This is a genomic window from Sphingomonas sp. 67-41, assembly GCF_001899725.1.
Lineage (GTDB): Bacteria > Pseudomonadota > Alphaproteobacteria > Sphingomonadales > Sphingomonadaceae > Sphingomonas > Sphingomonas leidyi.
The window spans coordinates 105,574-121,792 of sequence record NZ_MKWJ01000008.1 but is presented as its reverse complement, the minus strand read 5'-3'; the positions used below and the strand labels follow the sequence as shown (position 1 = coordinate 121,792).

Sequence of the window (16,219 nt, the reverse complement as noted above, 5' to 3'; positions counted from 1 at the left end):
CATTGCTTCCGCGGTGCTCGTTGCGTGCCCCTCTCCCCGGAAGGGAGAGGGGGATTGGGTCACTCCGCGGCCACTGGCTCCTTCCCCTTCACCTTAAGCAGCGGCGCCAGATACCTGCCCGTAAAGCTGCGCGGTTCCTTCACCACGTCCTCGGGCGTGCCCTGGGCCACGATCTCGCCGCCCTTGACGCCGCCTTCGGGACCCAGGTCGAGGATCCAGTCCGCCGTCTTGATGACGTCGAGATTATGCTCGATCACCACCACGGTGTTGCCCTGCTCGACCAGCGCATGGAGCACTTCGAGCAGCTTGCGGACGTCCTCGAAGTGCAGGCCGGTGGTCGGCTCGTCGAGGATGTAGAGCGTGTTGCCGGTGGCCCGCCGTGCCAGCTCCTTGGCCAGCTTCACCCGCTGCGCCTCGCCCCCGGAGAGCGTCGTCGCCTGCTGGCCGACCTTGACATAGCCCAGGCCGACCTCGGCCAGCATCGCCATCTTGTCGCGGATCGGCGGGACGGCCTTGAAGAACTCGACTGCGTCCTCGACCGTCATGTCGAGCACCTCGGCGATGCTCCGGCCCTTGAACTTCACTTCCAGCGTCTCGCGATTGTATCGCGCGCCGTGGCAGACGTCGCAGGTGACATAGACGTCGGGCAGGAAGTGCATCTCGATCTTGAGCACGCCGTCGCCCTGGCACGCCTCGCAGCGGCCGCCCTTGACGTTGAAGCTGAACCGGCCCGGCTTGTAGCCCCGCGCCTGGGCCTCGGGCAGCCCCGCGAACCAGTCGCGGATGCTGGTGAAGGCACCGGTATAGGTCGCCGGGTTCGAGCGCGGGGTGCGGCCGATCGGCGACTGGTCGATGTCGATCACCTTGTCGAGGTGCTGGAGGCCGGTGATCCGGTCATGCTTGCCGGCGAGCAGGCGGGCGCCGTTCAGCTGGCGCGCGGCGGCGGCATAGAGCGTGTCGATCGTGAAGCTCGACTTGCCCGAGCCCGAGACGCCGGTGATGCAGGTGAACGTGCCGAGCGGGATCGATGCGGTGACGCCGCGGAGGTTGTTGGCGGTGGCGTTCTCGACCGTGAGCTTCTTGCCCGTGCCCTTGCGGCGCTTGGTCGGCACCGGGACTTCGCGCGTGCCGTTGAGATAGTCGGCGGTCACCGAGCCGGTGGCGGTCAGGATCTGGTCGAGCGTGCCGCGCGCGACGACCTCGCCGCCATGGACGCCGGCGCCCGGGCCCATGTCGAGGATATAGTCGGCGGTGCGGATCGCGTCCTCGTCATGCTCGACGACGATCACGGTGTTGCCGAGATCGCGCAGCCGGCGCAGCGTGGCGAGCAGCATGTCGTTGTCGCGCTGGTGCAGGCCGATCGACGGCTCGTCGAGGACGTAGAGCACGCCGGACAGGCCGGAGCCGATCTGCGAGGCAAGGCGGATGCGCTGGCTCTCGCCGCCCGAAAGCGTGCCCGAGGTGCGATCGAGATTGAGATAGTCGAGGCCGACATTGTTGAGGAAGCCCAGCCGCTCGTCGATCTCCTTCAGGATCGCGCGGGCGATCTCGCGCTGCTGGTCGGTCAGCGTGGCGGGGAGCGCCTTGAACCAGCCGAGTGCGTCGACCACCGAGAGGCGCGTGGCGTGGCTGATATCCTCGCCCGCGATCTTGACCGCCAGCGCCTCGGGCTTGAGGCGGGCGCCGCCGCAGGTCTCGCAGGGATGGGCCGCCTGGTACTTCGACAGTTCCTCGCGCATCCAGGCGGATTCGGTCTGGAGCATGCGGCGGTTGAGGTTGCCGATCACGCCCTCGAACGGCTTCTTCACATCGTACGACTTCTTGCCGTCGACGAAAGTGAGGGTGACCGGCTTGCCGCCGGTGCCGTGGAGGATGATCAGCCGGACCTCGCCGGGCAGGTCGCGCCAGGGCGTGTCGAGGCTGAAGCCGAACTCGCGGGCAAGGCTGCCGAGGACCTGCATGTAATAGGGGCTGGGCGGGTTGGACTTGGCCCAGGGGACGACCGCGCCCTTCTTGATGCTGAGATCGTGATTGGGGACGACCAGATCCTCGTCGAACACCAGCTTCTCGCCCAGGCCGTCGCATGCCGGGCAGGCGCCCTGGGGCGCGTTGAACGAGAAGAGGCGGGGTTCGATCTCGGGGATGGTGAAACCGGAGACGGGGCAGGCGAACTTCTCGGAGAAGACGATGCGGTTGTCGGGAATGCCGGCGCCCTTGAGGCTGCCGCCGGTGGCGTTGAACTCGGCGCGGGCTTCCTGGACGCGGGCGCCCGTCACTTCGGCGACGCTGGCGTCCACCAGGTCGACATAGGCCAGCCCGTCCGCGAGCTTGAGCGCGGTCTCGAAGCTCTCGGCGAGGCGGGTGGCGATATCGTCGCGGACGACGAGGCGGTCGATCACCACTTCGATGTCGTGCTTGTATTTCTTGTCGAGGGCGGGGGCCTCCTCGATCAGATAGGTCTCGCCGTCGATGCGGACGCGCTGGAAACCGGCGCGCTGCCATTCGGCGAGCTCCTTGCGATACTCGCCCTTGCGGCCGCGCACGACCGGAGCGAGGAGGAGCAGCCGGGTGCCCTCGGGCAGCGCCAGGACGCGATCGACCATCTGGCTCACCGTCTGCGCCGAGATCGGCAGGCCGGTGGCAGGCGAATAGGGAATGCCGACGCGCGCCCAGAGCAGGCGCATGTAATCATAGATCTCGGTGACGGTGGCGACCGTCGAGCGCGGGTTGCGCGACGTCGTCTTCTGCTCGATCGAGATGGCGGGGCTCAGGCCCTCGATATGATCGACATCGGGCTTCTGCATCAGTTCGAGGAACTGGCGGGCATAGGCGCTCAGCGACTCGACATAGCGGCGCTGGCCCTCGGCATAGATGGTGTCGAAGGCGAGGCTCGATTTGCCCGAGCCCGAAAGACCCGTGATCACCGTGAGCGTGTCGCGCGGAATGTCGACGTCCACGCCCTTCAGATTGTGCTCGCGCGCGCCGCGGACGGAGATGTGGGTAAGCATGCGGGAAGCCTGACTGTTCCAGTTATGTTCCGATTATAGGGAGCACGCCGGCGAGGTCAACGCGCGAGATCGCATGTGGGGCCACGGGGCGGGCGCGGCAAGGGCGGTGCGGGTTGCGGCGGCGTGACGGCCGTCACGCGCGGCCGGGACGGGGACGCGGCATGGTGGCGCCAGATCAGGGAGACCGACCATGGCCACGCCGCTTGCATTCCAGCACGCCTATGACGCGATCCAATCCTATGTCGCCGAGCGCTTTCCCGAGCAGAGCGACGCCTGGGACGGCATCGTGCCCTCGGGACCCGAATGGGGCTTCACCGCGCCGGGCTGGCGCGCCGCCGCCAGCAGGATCGTCGCCGCCTTCAACGCATTGCTGCCCAGCGGCGTCTCGGTGAATGTGCCGGCGGCGGCGAAGGACAATCATTTCGACAAGCCGATGATCGAGTTCCAGCGCTATCTCGCCGCGCTGGCCGATCGCCGGGCGAGCGTGCGTGCGCTCGAGCGGCTGGAGGTCTGACATGGTCCGCCCTCCGCGCATCGCCGGCCTTGCCGTGCTTGCCGGCGCCCTGGCCGGTGCGGCTGCGCCCGCCCGGGCACGCGACGTTCCCGCGCCCGACGCGGTGATCGCCCGCGCGTGCCTGGGCCGGGTCGGCCAGGCCATCGATCAGGCGGCGCTCGGAGAGGCGCTGCTGGTCGAGGCGGGCAGGCGCCCCGCCGACTGGGCCTGGCAGGGCGCGGAGGCGCAGCGCGACGCGCGGATCGGGCGGATCCTCGAGCAGCTGCGTCGTCATCCGGACAGCGCGGAAGCCGCGCATCCCGACCAGGCCTTCCGCGACCTGGAGCGCGAAGGCGTGGTCGCCCGGCTGGGACGCATCGCCATGGGGGCGGCCGAGCCCGCGGAAGACGCCTATCTGATCGCGGGGGCGATCCAGCAGCTGGAGACCCGGCTGATGGCAAAGGCGAGCGAGGACGATGCCTTCGCCATCGCACCGCACCCGGCGCGCCGCGGCTTCCTGTTCCGCGAGGAAGCGCCCGGCTGGACGTTCACCTGCCGGCCGCCGGCAACGCCGGATCCGGGCTATATCGCATCCGCCGAGAAGGTGACGGCGCCCTATGCCTGGGCGATCCGGGCCAAGCCCGAGGAACTGGCGCTGACCGGCAAGGACCGCAAGACCGCGGGCGCCGCGACGATCGCCGTCGACCGCACCAACACGATCCTCGACGATGGCTCGATCAAGAAAGTGAGCAACTTCCGGATCGACGCGACTCTCGGCTATCGGATCACGCCCGCGACTTCGGCTGACACGGTCTATCTCTACGATCGCTACGTCCTGTCGCGCTCGCGGACGCGGCCCCTGCCCAAGCTCGATCCGGGTGCGAAGGAAAGCGATGGCGATACCGATGCCTTCGAGGCCGGCTTCCTGACCAGCGCCGAGCTGACGCCGAACGCCGCCGCGGCGAAGCTGTTCGTCGATGCCAAGGCGGCGACCGTCTATGATTTCGCCAAGGATGGCGCACGGCTGAAGGGGGCGATGCTGTTCCGGCCGGTGCTGGACGCGGACATCGGCATTTGCGGGCTGGAGAGCTATGGCGCGAAGCTCGGCTGGCTCAAGACCCGCTGCCGGCTGCAGATCGACCTGGAGGCGTCGCGCATCCTGCGGCGGGGGCGCATCGAGCGGGGCGACTATGACAATTTCGTCGCGCTGGGCGTGCGGCCCTCGTTCGAGGCATTCGTGCCCACCGGCGGCGAGACTGCGCTGCTCGGATCGGTCAACTACCGCATCCTGCCGATCCTCGACGGCAAGCCCGGGCATATCGAGCGGCTCGACATGAGCGTGAAGTTCCGTTTCTGGACGGAAACCACGGCCGGCGTCGATATCGGCTTCGCCTATTCGAAGGGGCGCAACGAACTCTCCTACGAGAAGGAGGATGTGCTGAGCATCGGGCTGGGCCTCATCTATTGAGGCGTGGTCGGCCGGTGCTTCGCGTTGGCATGGCTTCCGTGGGATGCGGAAGCGCGATCGGGAGGATGAAGATGACGACGACGGCCATGACTCCGTTCGGAGAATTCTGCCAAACCTATCTCATCACGGCGGCGACGGCGGCGGCGTGGGGGAAATGGTTCCTCGCGGCGGGCTTTGCCGCCGGCACGCTCTATGCGCTGATCGAAGCATATAGGCGGTGGAAGGCGCCGATCGTCCAGGCCGACGGCACCGGGCTTGTCGGCGGGACGACGACGGGCCTGCCGATCAAGGACCTGGCCGATGCCCTGCGCGAGCTGGTCGCCGCGCTTGCCGCCGCGCCGGTGTGGCTGGGGATGGTGGCGGCGGGCATCTTCGCACTCTGGGTGACCGGCGCGATGGTCCCCGACAGATGCACCCAGCCCGACACCTACAGGTCGCCGCAGAATCCGGCCCCGCCGGCCCCGGGCGCGAAGTAGCCGGGGCACGCCGCCGGCGGGCCGCGCCCTGGCCTTCCTTTCGCGAAGCTGCATATGCATTTCACACGCCGTTCAGCGGCGCGGGCGGAAGCTCGCGGCACGATACAGGAGGGCAGGGCGATGCGGTTCGAGAGGATGATCCGGCTGACGATGCTGACCGGGGCGGCGTTCGCGCTGCCCGGCGCCGGCGTGGCGCTGGCCGGGGCGGCGCCGGGCACGGGCCAGTCCGCGCCGCAATCGGCCGACGACTATCAATGGATCGACCAGGCCGATGCGTTGTGGGACGCGATCGGCGACGCGCCGCCCGACTTCGCCTTCGCCTTCGAGGGACAGGAACCCTGGGCCTGGCAGACGACCGACGGCTACACGATCATCGTGGAGGATGCGGGGACGGGCGGGATCCGCAGCTATTATTTCGCGCCGGGCGCGTCCGGGCCGTTCCTCGCAGTCGAGCCGGGGATGAGCTTCGCCTATGTGCGCGGACGGCTTGCCATGGTCTATGACGCAGATGGCGAGGCGGCGCCCCGGGCCGAGTTCGGCGATTATGACGATGCGGCCGGCGATCTCTACGCGCGCGCCGTGCGGCTGCGCGAGGCGCTGGCGGGGCGCGACTATCGTCCGGTCGATACCGATGCCTGGATCGATGCCAGCCCCTATCTGCTCAGCTTCATCCAGGTCTGGGACAGCGGGCGCAGCCGCTATCCGGGCTGGAACCGCTATCACGACCGCAGCGACGCCGCCGCCTGGCGCCGTCGCCTCGAGGCCGAGCAGCACCGCCGCCGCGAGGCGGCCGAGCGCTTCCGCCACTGGCGCGAGGGCGGTTTCCAGGGCCCGCCGCCGGGCCGTTTCCATCCGCCGGGCCGCGGGCCGCATCAGCCGGGCCGGCCGGGGGCGGGGCGCCCGCCGCAGCCGGGCTGGGGCTGGTCGCGCCAGCCAGGCCGCCCCGGCGGGCCGGGAACCAATCCGCCGCCGCGCCCGGGCACGCCGAACCTGGAGCCCGGCGGTCCTCCGGTCCCGGGCCGCCCGCCGATGACGCGCCCCTGGAGCGGCGGGCCGGATGGGACGCGCGTGCCCGGCTGGCGGCGTGGCCGCCCCGAAATGCCGACACCGCCCGGAGCGCCCGGCGCGGGGCCGGATATGGGCAATCCGCCGAATTCCGGCCCGCGCCCGCCCCGGCCGGGCGGCGGCACCGGCTGGCAGCGCCCGGCGTCCCCGCCGCCGGTGGTGACGCCGTCGCCCGCGCCGGTCCCGCCGCCTGCCGGGGCGGAGAACCCGCCCGCGCCGCCGGCATGGTCGCGCCCGGGCTGGAGCCGGCCGCGTCCGCCGGCGGATGGGGACAATGCGACGCCGGTGCCGCCGCGCCCGATCCGGCCCGAGGGCGGCTGGAACCGGCCGCGTCCGCCTGCGGAGGGGGACAATGCGACGCCCGCGCCGCCGCGCCCGGTCCGGCCGGAGGGCGGCTGGAACCGACCGCGTCTGCCCGCGGCCGGGGAGGGCGCGACTCCTGCCCCGCCCCGTCCGCCGCGACCGGAAGGGGGCTGGCAGCGGCCCGCGCCGCCCGCACCCGGCAGCGCACCGCCGCCACGGCCGAACTACACGCCGCCGCCGCCGCGCCCCAGCGCGCCGCCGCCGGCTCCGCGTCCGGCTCCGTCGCCGCGCCCGCCCAAGATCACCGCGGAAGACATGCCGCACTAGGCGGTGCGGAAGGGCAGCAGCGCCGCATAGCTGCTCAGCGGCGCGGCGCCGGGCAGCTCCATGCCGCGTCCGAGCAGGAAGGCGTGGCGGACGATTTCCGCTTGCTGTTCGATGCCGTAGCGCAGGAAGGGGCGGCCGGGCTCGAGCACATAGCCATAGCGGCAGAAGGGATGGCGCCGCAGCGGCAGGAACAGGCCCTGCTGGTGCTGCCAGACATGGACGAGCTCGTGGACGAACAGCCCCTGCAGCGCGAGCGGCGCGGCGGCGAAATCCTCGCGATAGAGGCCGGATGCGGGATTGAAATGGATCGTGCCCAGCGGCGCCATGGTGGTGTTCCGCGGCTGGAAGAACGCCCATTTGCGATTGGCGACGAAGGCGCGGGCCGGATCGAGCGCGTCGCCGAACACCGAGCGGGCGAGCTCGGCTTCGCCGGGGGTGAGCGGGCGGGAAGCAGGCATGGGCCCTAGATGGCGCGGGCGGACGGGCTTGTCATCCGTGCGCCGGCCCGCCAGATAGCGCCTTCCCGAATTCCCAAGGAGTGAGCCGCCATGCGCCAGGAACCGATCGTCGTTCGCCCGATCGTCTTGTCCTGCCCGCAGGTGTCCCATGTCTTGCTTCGTAACCCTGGATTCGCTTTCCGCCGCCACGCCTGAGGGCAGGCCGCTCTTCGATGATCTGACGCTGGCGCTCGGGCGGGAACGCACCGGGCTGGCGGGGCGCAACGGCTCGGGCAAATCGACCTTGCTGCGCATCGTCGCGGGCGAAATGCCGCCTGTGGCGGGGAACGTCACGCGCGCCGGCAGCATCGGCGTGCTGCGCCAGGAATGGCCGGGCGGGTGGCACGTCGACGAAGTGCTCGGCGTGCGCGAAGGGCTGGCGCAGCTGGCCCGGGTGCTGGCCGGCGAGGGAAGCGCGGAGGACCTTGCCGAAGCCGACTGGACCCTGGAGGAGCGCGTGGCCGCCGCGCTTGCCGAGGCCGGGCTGGACGCGATGGCGCTCGACCGGCGCGTGGCGACGCTTTCTGGCGGCGAGCGAACGCGGGTGGGGATCGCGCGGCTGCGCCTCGACGCGCCCGATCTGCTGCTGCTCGACGAGCCGACCAACAATCTCGATGCCGCGGGCCGCGCGGCGGTGGCGGCACTGGTGGACGGGTGGCGCGGCGGGGTGCTGGTCGCCAGCCATGACCGCGAACTGCTCGAGCATATGGACCGGATCGTCGAACTGACGCCGCGCGGCGTGCGCGTGTTCGGCGGTGGATGGTCGGGCTTCGCGGCGGCGCGGGCGGCGGAGCGGGCGCGGGCGGTGGCCGAAGTGGAGCGGGCGGGCGACTTGCTGCGCGGCGCCGAGGCGGGGGCGCAGCAGGCGCGCGAGCGCCAGGCGCGGCGCGACCGGGCGGGCCGCGCCTATGCCGCGAGCGGATCGGCGCCGAAGATCCTGCTGGGGCGGCAGAAGGAGCGGGCGGAGAATTCGGCCGGGCGCGGCGCGGGGGTCGGCGAGCGGCTGGTCGGCGATGCGGAGGCGCGGCTGGCGGCGGCGCGGGCCGGGGTGGAGGTGGTGACGCCGCTCGTCATCGACTTGCCCGCCACCGGCCTGCCGGCGAACCGGCGGTTGCTGGCGTTCGAGGACGCGGCGCTGGAACGGGCGGGGCGGGTGTTCGGGCCCTGGCGGTTCGAGATCACGGGGCCGGAACGCGTGGCGGTGACCGGCCCCAACGGCGCGGGCAAGACGAGCCTGCTCAGGATGGCGGCGGGCGTGCTGGCGCCGGAGCGCGGCGCCGTGCGGCGGGCCGAGGGGCGGGTGGCGATGCTCGACCAGCATGTCGGGCTGCTCGATCCGAGGGCTTCGGTGCTCGACAATTTCCGGCGACTGCACCCCGGCGCCACCGAGCGCGAGGCGCATGCCGCCTGCGCGCGCTTCGCGTTCCGCAACCGGGATGCGCTGAAGCGTACGGGCGATCTCAGCGGCGGCGAAAGGCTGCGCGCCGGGCTGGCCTGTGTGCTCGGCGGCGAGATAGTGCCGCAACTGCTGCTGCTCGACGAGCCGACCAACCATCTCGACATGGAATCGATCGAGGTGATCGAGGCGGCGCTGGCCGGCTTTGACGGCGCGCTGCTGGTGGTGAGCCACGACCGCGCGTTCCTCGAGGCGATCGGGGCGGGGCGGGAGATCGCGGTGGGGCGATGAGCGTTCAGCGTTCCAGCGCCAATACCCAGGCGCGCTGGGCCTCGGTGTCGGGAATGGACAAGCCGCGCGCTGACTCGATCGCCGTCAGGGCTGCGACGGGATCCATGCCGTCGGCCACCAGCATCGCTGCCGCCATCAGCGAGGATCGGCCGATTCCCGCGCGGCAATGAATGGCGATCGGCTTGCCTGCGCTCGCGATTTCGGCGGCGAAGCGCACCGCCTGGCCGGTATCGTCGGGAAGTCCGCGGTCGGGGATCGGGAAGCGGTGGAAAGCGATGCCGCTGTCCGCGCAGAGCCCGGCTTCGCGCTGCAATGCCAACGCCTCGACTTCCTCGTCCTCCAGAAGCGAGACGACAATTCCGACACCTGAATCACGCCAATGCGCGATCTCGTCCTCCAGCCAGTCGTCGGCGCGCGGCCGGGCCATGATCGCGAGCCGGAGCGAGTCGGGGGTGTCGATCCAGTAGAGCGTCGAGGGCATGTCGCGCCCGGCTAGCCCAGCGGCGGTTCGGCGGGGTCGCCGTGCATGTCGATCTCGCGCACGCCGCGGGTGCGGCGGGCGGTGTTGACCAGTTCGCGCAGCTTCTCGCGGCGGGCGCGGGCTTGGGCCACGTCGCGGATCACCAGCGGGGCGTCGCGGGTGGTCTCGTCCGAAGAGGCGATGCTGATCGTGCCGATGTCCGCCAGCTGGTTGACGATCGAGAAGTCGATACGGACGTCCTTCACTCGGTAGAGCTCGATCTCGTCGATCGACTTTCGGAGAATGCCCTTGTGGAGGATCAGCCGATCCTCGGTGACTTCATAGGCGATGCCGAGATTCTCGAACCATTTGAGGATCAGCACCACGATCGCGACGACGAGCAGCAGCGGCGCGACCCAGGCGGCGCCGGCCAGCATGCCCTGGGCGAGGAAATAGAAGGTGCCGGCCAGCCCGAGCAGGAAGAGAAAGCAGGTGCCCCAGCCGGCGAGCGTGCCGACCAGCCAGCCGAGCGTGGAGGAACGGAAACGATCCAGGACTTGCGGCATGCGTACGGGCCTTCCCTGCGGTGTTGGCAGGGGAGGATAGCGGATGGCGCCGCCACATCAACTCGGGCGAAAAGCTCAGCTGGTATATTTGTCGCAGGTCGAGCGGGTGGCGGCGGGCGCGGGATTGAAGAGCTGCGAGAAGTCGCGCCGGTCGCGCACGATGAAGGATGCGACATAGTGGAGCCTGGCCGGACCCATGAAGCTGGAGCCGAACAGGCGCTGATAATCGTAATTCACTTCGACGAAGATCAGCCCCGAGCCGCTCGGCGCAGTGACGACGGCGCCCGGATCGCCCATGCCGGCACTGGCGGTGCCGGCATTCGCCTGGGTGGCGTCGGTACCGGCGGTCGCGCTGGCGGTGCCGTAGCTGGAATCATAGCCGGTCCCGCTCTTGAGCCCGAAGCAGCGCTGCCAGTGGATGCGCTGCACCGGCGCGGTGTCGTAGCTCTGCTGGACATATTCGAGGCTGGAGAGCGTCACCCGGCCGTTGGCGCCGATCCCGAGCGCGCTGCCCTGGAGGCGCGCGGCCTGCAGCGCGTTGTTGATGTCCAGCTCGCGCAGCTGGACGGTGGAGGCCGTGCTCATCATGCCCATGCGCGAGCCATTGTCGGCCAGGCTCGCAGTGAGCTGGCTGACCCGCAGATTGGCGAGCGCGAGGTTCGCGGTCTCGACCCCGTAGCAGCCGAGCACCAGCACGACCGGAAGGGCGAGGGCGAATTCGAGCATGGCCAGCCCCGACCTGGCGGCGGCGAAGCGGCGGAGCAGCGCCGGGACGCGATGCGGGCTCATGTGCAGATCGTCGCCGGCGACGGGATGTTCTGCGTGGCATAGGGCTGGTTCATCAGCGTGGTGGTGGCACTGAGCGTGGCGGTGCCCGGCCAGCCGAACAGGCGCGTGACCGGGAACAGCCGGCCATAGGTGATCGCGGCGGTGTAGACAGTGACGTCGTTCGGCCCGCCCTGGCCCGCGCGCCCGGCATCGGCGTCCCATTGGCCGTTGCCGTTGACGTCGGTGTAGCATTCGCCGGGATCGCGCACGCCGTTGCCGTTGGTGTCGACGAACGGCTCGGGCGCGACGGCGCTGAAGCTGGTATAGCTGCGCCGGACGGGATAGCCGGCGGCGAAGGCGGCGCCGGGCGCCACCGCCCGGACCTGGGCCAGCACGCGCGCGTCGATCGAGGCGGGGGTGGCGCCCTGGATGCCGCTGTCCCGCCCGGCCTTCTGCACCGCGCCGGTGATCACCGACTGGACATAGGCCTGATAGCCCAGCTCCATCATGCCCATCATCAGCACGAGCATCACCGGCAGCACGAAGGCGAACTCCACCACCGTGACGCCGCGCCGGTCGCGCCGGAGCCGGGCGAGAGGGCGCCGGCTCATTGCGACACCCGCAGCATCGCCACCTGCTTGGCGATGGTGGCGAAGGCCGTCGACAGGCCCGCGCCGGTGGTGGTGGCGAGCGCCTGGTTGGTGGTGGTGGCGCAGGACTGCATCTGGGTGGTCGCGCTCGAATCGATCGTCACTGTCCAGATCTGGATGTTGCGCGCCTTGGCCGCGGCGCATTCCGCGAGGAAGCGGGCATTGTGATAGGCCTTGAGGTTGGTGAAGTCGCCGCCGCTCACCCGCCGGTCGTAATATTCGTTGCCGTACATGCCGTAGATCGACGTGCTGGGCGCCATGTCGCCATCGGTGAGGAACACGATCACGCGGTTGGGCGCCTGGCGCGCGGGCCAGGACGCGGTGTCCGCCGCGAAGAGGCCGGTGGGCGAGAGCAGCCGCGTGCCCCAGATCATGCCGGTGTCGTGATAGGTGCCGCCGATCGGCCGGAAGTCGCTGGCGTTGACATAGCTGGAGACCTGGGTCCGCGTCATCACCGCCAGGCGCGAGACCGGCTTGCCGCAAGAGACATAGCCGAGCTGGTAATAATAGGGGGTGCCGATGTTCGGGCTGCTGCTGCTGTCGCCGGTCGAGGTGGCGGTGGCGGTGCTCGAATAATTGTTGCGGGCATAGAAGAGCTCGGGCCACATCGGCTTCCACTGGGTGTCGATGTTCGAATTGGGCACGAGGTCGGGATCGAGATCGGGCGGCAGCGTCGAGGTGTTGAAGCTCATGGTGCCGGCGGTGGTGGCGCGCTCCTCGAGGCAACCGGTCCAGCGATTGGTGGCGCCGGTGGTCTTGCTCGGATCGGTGACCGTGCTGCCGGCGACGAAGCTGCGCACGTCGAAATTGAGCTGCTGGTATTTCCAGATCGGGATGCCGAGCAGGTTCCCGGTCTGGCTGCGCGATTCATAGTTCCACTGCGTGTTCGCGCTGCCCGTGCCGCCCACCATATAGGCCGGGGACAGCGCGACGATCGCCTTCCCGGCGTTCACGGTGGAAGTGTAGGTGACGAAGCCGTAGCGGATATGGGTGGAGGGGTCGGCCGCGGCGGCGAGCGTGTCGTAGAAGTTCAGCACCGCCGAGCGCAGCGCCGAGATGCGCGAGCCGCTCTTCTCCGGCACGTAATAGGCCGTGCTGCCCGGATAGCCGGCGACGCTGTCATTGCCGCTGCCCGCGCCGTCGGCGGGGCGGGCATAGCTGGTGGTGCCGGCCGAGCCGACATAGTTGTTGCAGGTGTTGTCGTCGTCCTGCGGCAGGCAGGCCATCGAGCCGGTGGTGTCGAGCACGAAGATCACGTCGGTGTCGCCGACGTCGTAGCTCGCCTGGCAGGTGACGTTGATCGTCTGGCTGGGGACGCCGAACATCGACAGGATCGTCATCGGCACCACTGCCTGGGCAGTGCCGGCGACCTGCGCGTCCGACGTCTTGCTGGGCGTGAAGCTGGCGGTGCTGGTCTTGAACCAGCCGGTGCGAAAATTGTTGTTGAAGAAGGTCTGGGCCTGGGCCGTCGCGGTCGCGTCCAGCGTGGTGTTGCCGGCCGAGGTGTCGGTCATGAACTTGCGGCCGGCCAGGACGCCCGCATCGCATGCCTGCTGCAGCCGCGTCTTGACGACGTACATGCGGGCGGAATCGATCGCGCAGCCGCAAAAGGCGGCCAGCGGGATGAGCATGGCCGCCATCATCGCCAGGGTATTGCCGCGGCGATCCCGCGCGAGACGCGCCAGGAACCCCGCGGGACATTGCCGATCCTGCTCCACGATACGCTCCGCACCGGGACCTGCTAAGGTCCACAATCTGGAGCACTTTTTCTTCCGAAACCGAAAAAGAGATGGTTGCCGGGGGATTAGGGAATTCACCCCGGAGGGATTCTACGGAGGGCGTGGGGCCGGAACTTGAGCGAGACCCTGATTTCCCTCGTCATTCCGGCTCGAGGCCGGAGTGTGGAACATGAGTCCTCAGCCTAGCTTCCCGGTGCCGGATCACCCGCGCCGACCACTTTGGCGTCGAGCGCGATCGTCCTGCCGCTGGCGAAGGACAGCTGGAGCGGGACCGTCTGGCCGGGCTTCACCGCCGGCCCGATCGAGAAGAGCATCACATGACGGCCGCCCGGCGCGAAGGCGAGCTTGCCGCCGGCGGGGATGGCAACGTCCTTGAGCGGGGCCATCGACATCATGCCATGCTCGCCCTTCATGCTCTCGTGCAGCTCGGCCTTCAGCGCGGCGCGCGAGGAGACGGCGAGCAACGTGTCGGCGGTCGCGCCGCCCTGCACGGTGAAATAGGCCGCGCCCGGCTGGCCGGCGACGGCGGGCAGCCGGACCCAGGCATTGCCGGCGGAAAGCGTGCCCGCGGGCGCGCAGGCGGAAAGTGCCGCCACCGTAACGATCGTCGAGAAACGCCGCATCCGCCTTACTCCCATTTCGGGAAACCCTCTAGAAAGCCCTGCTTCTTGCGGCAAGCGCGTGTGCACCTATATCCGGCAACGTGACCGGTTCTCCGCGCTGCCTCCAAGCAGGGGCGCGGGGGCCAAGTTTTTTGATTTGAACTGGGGGCCAACGAGGGACCATGGCTAAAGTTATCGGTATCGACCTGGGGACGACCAACAGCTGCGTGGCAGTGATGGAGGGCGGCAAGCCCAAGGTCATCGAGAATGTGGAAGGCGCGCGTACCACGCCGTCGATCGTCGCCTTCGCCAAGGATGGCGAGCGCCTGATCGGCCAGCCGGCGAAGCGCCAGGCAGTGACCAATCCGGACAACACGGTTTTCGCGGTGAAGCGCCTGATCGGCCGCCGCTTCGACGATCCGGTGACCAAGAAGGACACCGAGCTGGTGCCCTACACCATCGTGCGCGGCGCCAATGGCGACGCCTGGGTGCAGGCCGGCGGCGAGGACTATAGCCCGTCGCAGATCTCGGCCTTCATCCTGCAGAAGATGAAGGAAACCGCCGAGGCCTATCTCGGCGAGAACGTCACCCAGGCGGTGATCACGGTGCCGGCCTATTTCAACGACGCGCAGCGCCAGGCGACCAAGGACGCCGGCAAGATCGCGGGCCTGGAAGTGCTGCGCATCATCAACGAGCCGACGGCGGCGGCGCTCGCCTATGGTCTCGAGAAGAACGACGGCAAGACGATCGCGGTCTATGACCTTGGCGGCGGCACGTTCGACATCTCGGTGCTCGAGATCGGCGACGGCGTGTTCGAAGTGAAGGCGACCAACGGCGACACCTTCCTGGGCGGCGAGGATTTCGACGCCAAGCTGGTGCAGTTCCTGGCCGAGGACTTCAAGAAGGCTGAGGGCATCGACCTCACCAAGGACAAGCTCGCGCTCCAGCGGCTGAAGGAAGCCGCCGAAAAGGCCAAGATCGAGCTTTCGTCGGCGCAGACCACCGAAGTGAACCTGCCCTTCATCACCGCCGACGCCAATGGGCCGAAGCACCTGGTGAAGACGATCAACCGTGCCGAGCTGGAGCGCCTCGTCGAGGACCTGATCCAGCGCACGCTCGAGCCGTGCCGCAAGGCGCTGGCCGATGCCGGCGTCAAGGGTTCGGCGATCGACGAAGTGGTGCTGGTCGGCGGCATGACCCGCATGCCCAAGGTCCGCCAGATCGTGAAGGAATTCTTCGGCAAGGAGCCGCACACCGGCGTGAACCCCGATGAGGTGGTTGCGATCGGCGCGGCGATCCAGGCCGGCGTGCTCCAGGGCGACGTCAAGGACGTGCTGCTGCTCGACGTGACTCCGCTGAGCCTCGGCATCGAGACGCTGGGCGGCGTGTTCACTCGCATGATCGACCGCAACACGACGATCCCGACGAAGAAGAGCCAGGTCTATTCGACTGCCGATGACGGCCAGCAGGCGGTGACCATCCGCGTCTTCCAGGGCGAGCGCGAGATGGCGGCGGACAACAAGCTGCTCGGCCAGTTCGACCTGGTCGGCATCCCGCCGGCGCCGCGCGGCGTGCCGCAGATCGAAGTGACCTTCGACATCGATGCCAACGGCCTGGTCAACGTGTCGGCCAAGGACAAGGGCACCGGCAAGGAGCAGCAGATCCGCATCCAGGCCTCGGGCGGCCTTTCGGACAGCGACATCGAGCAGATGGTCCGCGACGCCGAGAGCTTCGCCGAGGAGGACAAGAAGCGCCGTGCCGCGGCCGAGGCGAAGAACAATGCCGAGAGCCTGATCCACACGACGGAGCGCCAGCTCCAGGAAAATGGCGACAAGGTCGATGCCGGGTTGAAGGCGGAGATCGAGGCGGCGGTGGCCGAGGCCAAGGCCGCGGTCGATGGCGGCGATGCCGACGAGATGCAGGCCAAGAGCCAGAACCTTGCCCAGGTGGCGATGAAGCTTGGCCAGGCGATCTACGAGAAGCAGACCGCCGAGCAGGCCTCGCCCCAGGCGGGTGCCGGCGCGGCGGCGGGTTCGGAGGCCGGCGGCGAGGAAGTCGTCGATGCCGAGTTCTCCGAGGTGGACGACAACAAGGCGTAACCAACGTCCCC

The 16,219-nt window shown here is 69.4% G+C and carries 14 protein-coding genes; 6 read left to right on the top strand and 8 right to left on the bottom strand.

The genetic code is table 11. From position 1 onward, the window contains the following. Positions 1-59: 59 nt before the first annotated feature. Positions 60-3,008, bottom strand: a complete 2,949-nt coding sequence (gene uvrA / locus BGP17_RS04475; RefSeq protein WP_286711136.1) for an excinuclease ABC subunit UvrA — start codon at positions 3,006-3,008, stop codon at positions 60-62. 190 nt (positions 3,009-3,198) lie between these two features. On the opposite strand from uvrA, the gene BGP17_RS04470 reads away from it, so the two are divergent. The 4 genes from BGP17_RS04470 to BGP17_RS04455 all read left to right on the top strand — a co-directional run bounded on the left by BGP17_RS04470 (position 3,199) and on the right by BGP17_RS04455 (position 7,140). Further along, entirely contained in the window at positions 3,199-3,522 is a 324-nt protein-coding gene (locus BGP17_RS04470; RefSeq protein ID WP_167301516.1) for a hypothetical protein, read from the top strand. A 1-nt stretch (position 3,523) separates the two neighbouring features. After that, entirely contained in the window at positions 3,524-4,969 is a 1,446-nt protein-coding gene (locus BGP17_RS04465; RefSeq protein WP_286711135.1) for a hypothetical protein, read from the top strand. Positions 4,970-5,040: 71 nt separating this feature from the next. Further along, positions 5,041-5,445, top strand: coding sequence for a hypothetical protein (locus BGP17_RS04460; protein ID WP_167301514.1), 405 nt, complete (start codon positions 5,041-5,043; stop codon positions 5,443-5,445). Between the two features lie 120 nt (positions 5,446-5,565). Continuing rightward, positions 5,566-7,140 carry a hypothetical protein gene (locus BGP17_RS04455; protein ID WP_286711134.1) on the top strand — a complete coding sequence of 525 codons (1,575 nt, stop codon included), beginning with the start codon at positions 5,566-5,568 and terminating at the stop codon, positions 7,138-7,140. Here BGP17_RS04455 and BGP17_RS04450 read toward each other — a convergent pair. Continuing rightward, positions 7,137-7,598: a vgr related protein gene (locus tag BGP17_RS04450; protein ID WP_167301512.1), complete on the bottom strand. Its 462-nt coding sequence runs from the start codon at positions 7,596-7,598 to the stop codon at positions 7,137-7,139. The genes BGP17_RS04455 and BGP17_RS04450 overlap by 4 nt on opposite strands. Before the next feature lie 148 nt (positions 7,599-7,746). Between BGP17_RS04450 and BGP17_RS04445 the strand changes: the two genes are divergently transcribed. Beyond that, complete coding sequence (locus BGP17_RS04445; protein ID WP_286711133.1) at positions 7,747-9,324, top strand: ABC-F family ATP-binding cassette domain-containing protein; 1,578 nt, start codon at positions 7,747-7,749, stop codon at positions 9,322-9,324. A gap of 4 nt (positions 9,325-9,328) precedes the next feature. Here BGP17_RS04445 and BGP17_RS04440 read toward each other — a convergent pair whose 3' ends face one another. From BGP17_RS04440 to BGP17_RS04415, 6 genes are all read right to left on the bottom strand, one after another. After that, positions 9,329-9,805 (bottom strand): protein-tyrosine phosphatase family protein, encoded by a 477-nt coding sequence (locus BGP17_RS04440; RefSeq protein WP_286711132.1) that lies wholly within the window; start codon positions 9,803-9,805, stop codon positions 9,329-9,331. 11 nt (positions 9,806-9,816) lie between these two features. Further along, entirely contained in the window at positions 9,817-10,350 is a 534-nt protein-coding gene (locus tag BGP17_RS04435) for a PH domain-containing protein (RefSeq protein ID WP_167301509.1), read from the bottom strand. A 75-nt stretch (positions 10,351-10,425) separates the two neighbouring features. Next, entirely contained in the window at positions 10,426-11,139 is a 714-nt protein-coding gene (locus BGP17_RS04430) for a TadE/TadG family type IV pilus assembly protein (RefSeq protein WP_167301508.1), read from the bottom strand. Beyond that, the gene (locus BGP17_RS04425) at positions 11,136-11,729 is read right to left on the bottom strand and encodes a TadE/TadG family type IV pilus assembly protein (RefSeq protein WP_286711131.1); all 594 of its coding nucleotides are present in this window, start codon (positions 11,727-11,729) and stop codon (positions 11,136-11,138) included. Before BGP17_RS04425 ends, BGP17_RS04430 begins: the two co-directional genes overlap by 4 nt. Further along, entirely contained in the window at positions 11,726-13,486 is a 1,761-nt protein-coding gene (locus BGP17_RS04420; protein ID WP_286711130.1) for a TadE/TadG family type IV pilus assembly protein, read from the bottom strand. The genes BGP17_RS04425 and BGP17_RS04420 overlap by 4 nt, the downstream gene beginning before the upstream one ends. Positions 13,487-13,689: 203 nt before the next feature. Continuing rightward, positions 13,690-14,130 carry a copper chaperone PCu(A)C gene (locus BGP17_RS04415; protein ID WP_167301506.1) on the bottom strand — a complete coding sequence of 147 codons (441 nt, stop codon included), beginning with the start codon at positions 14,128-14,130 and terminating at the stop codon, positions 13,690-13,692. Between the two features lie 161 nt (positions 14,131-14,291). On the opposite strand from BGP17_RS04415, the gene dnaK reads away from it, so the two are divergent. Continuing rightward, entirely contained in the window at positions 14,292-16,208 is a 1,917-nt protein-coding gene (gene dnaK / locus BGP17_RS04410; RefSeq protein ID WP_167301505.1) for a molecular chaperone DnaK, read from the top strand. Positions 16,209-16,219: the final 11 nt, after the last annotated feature.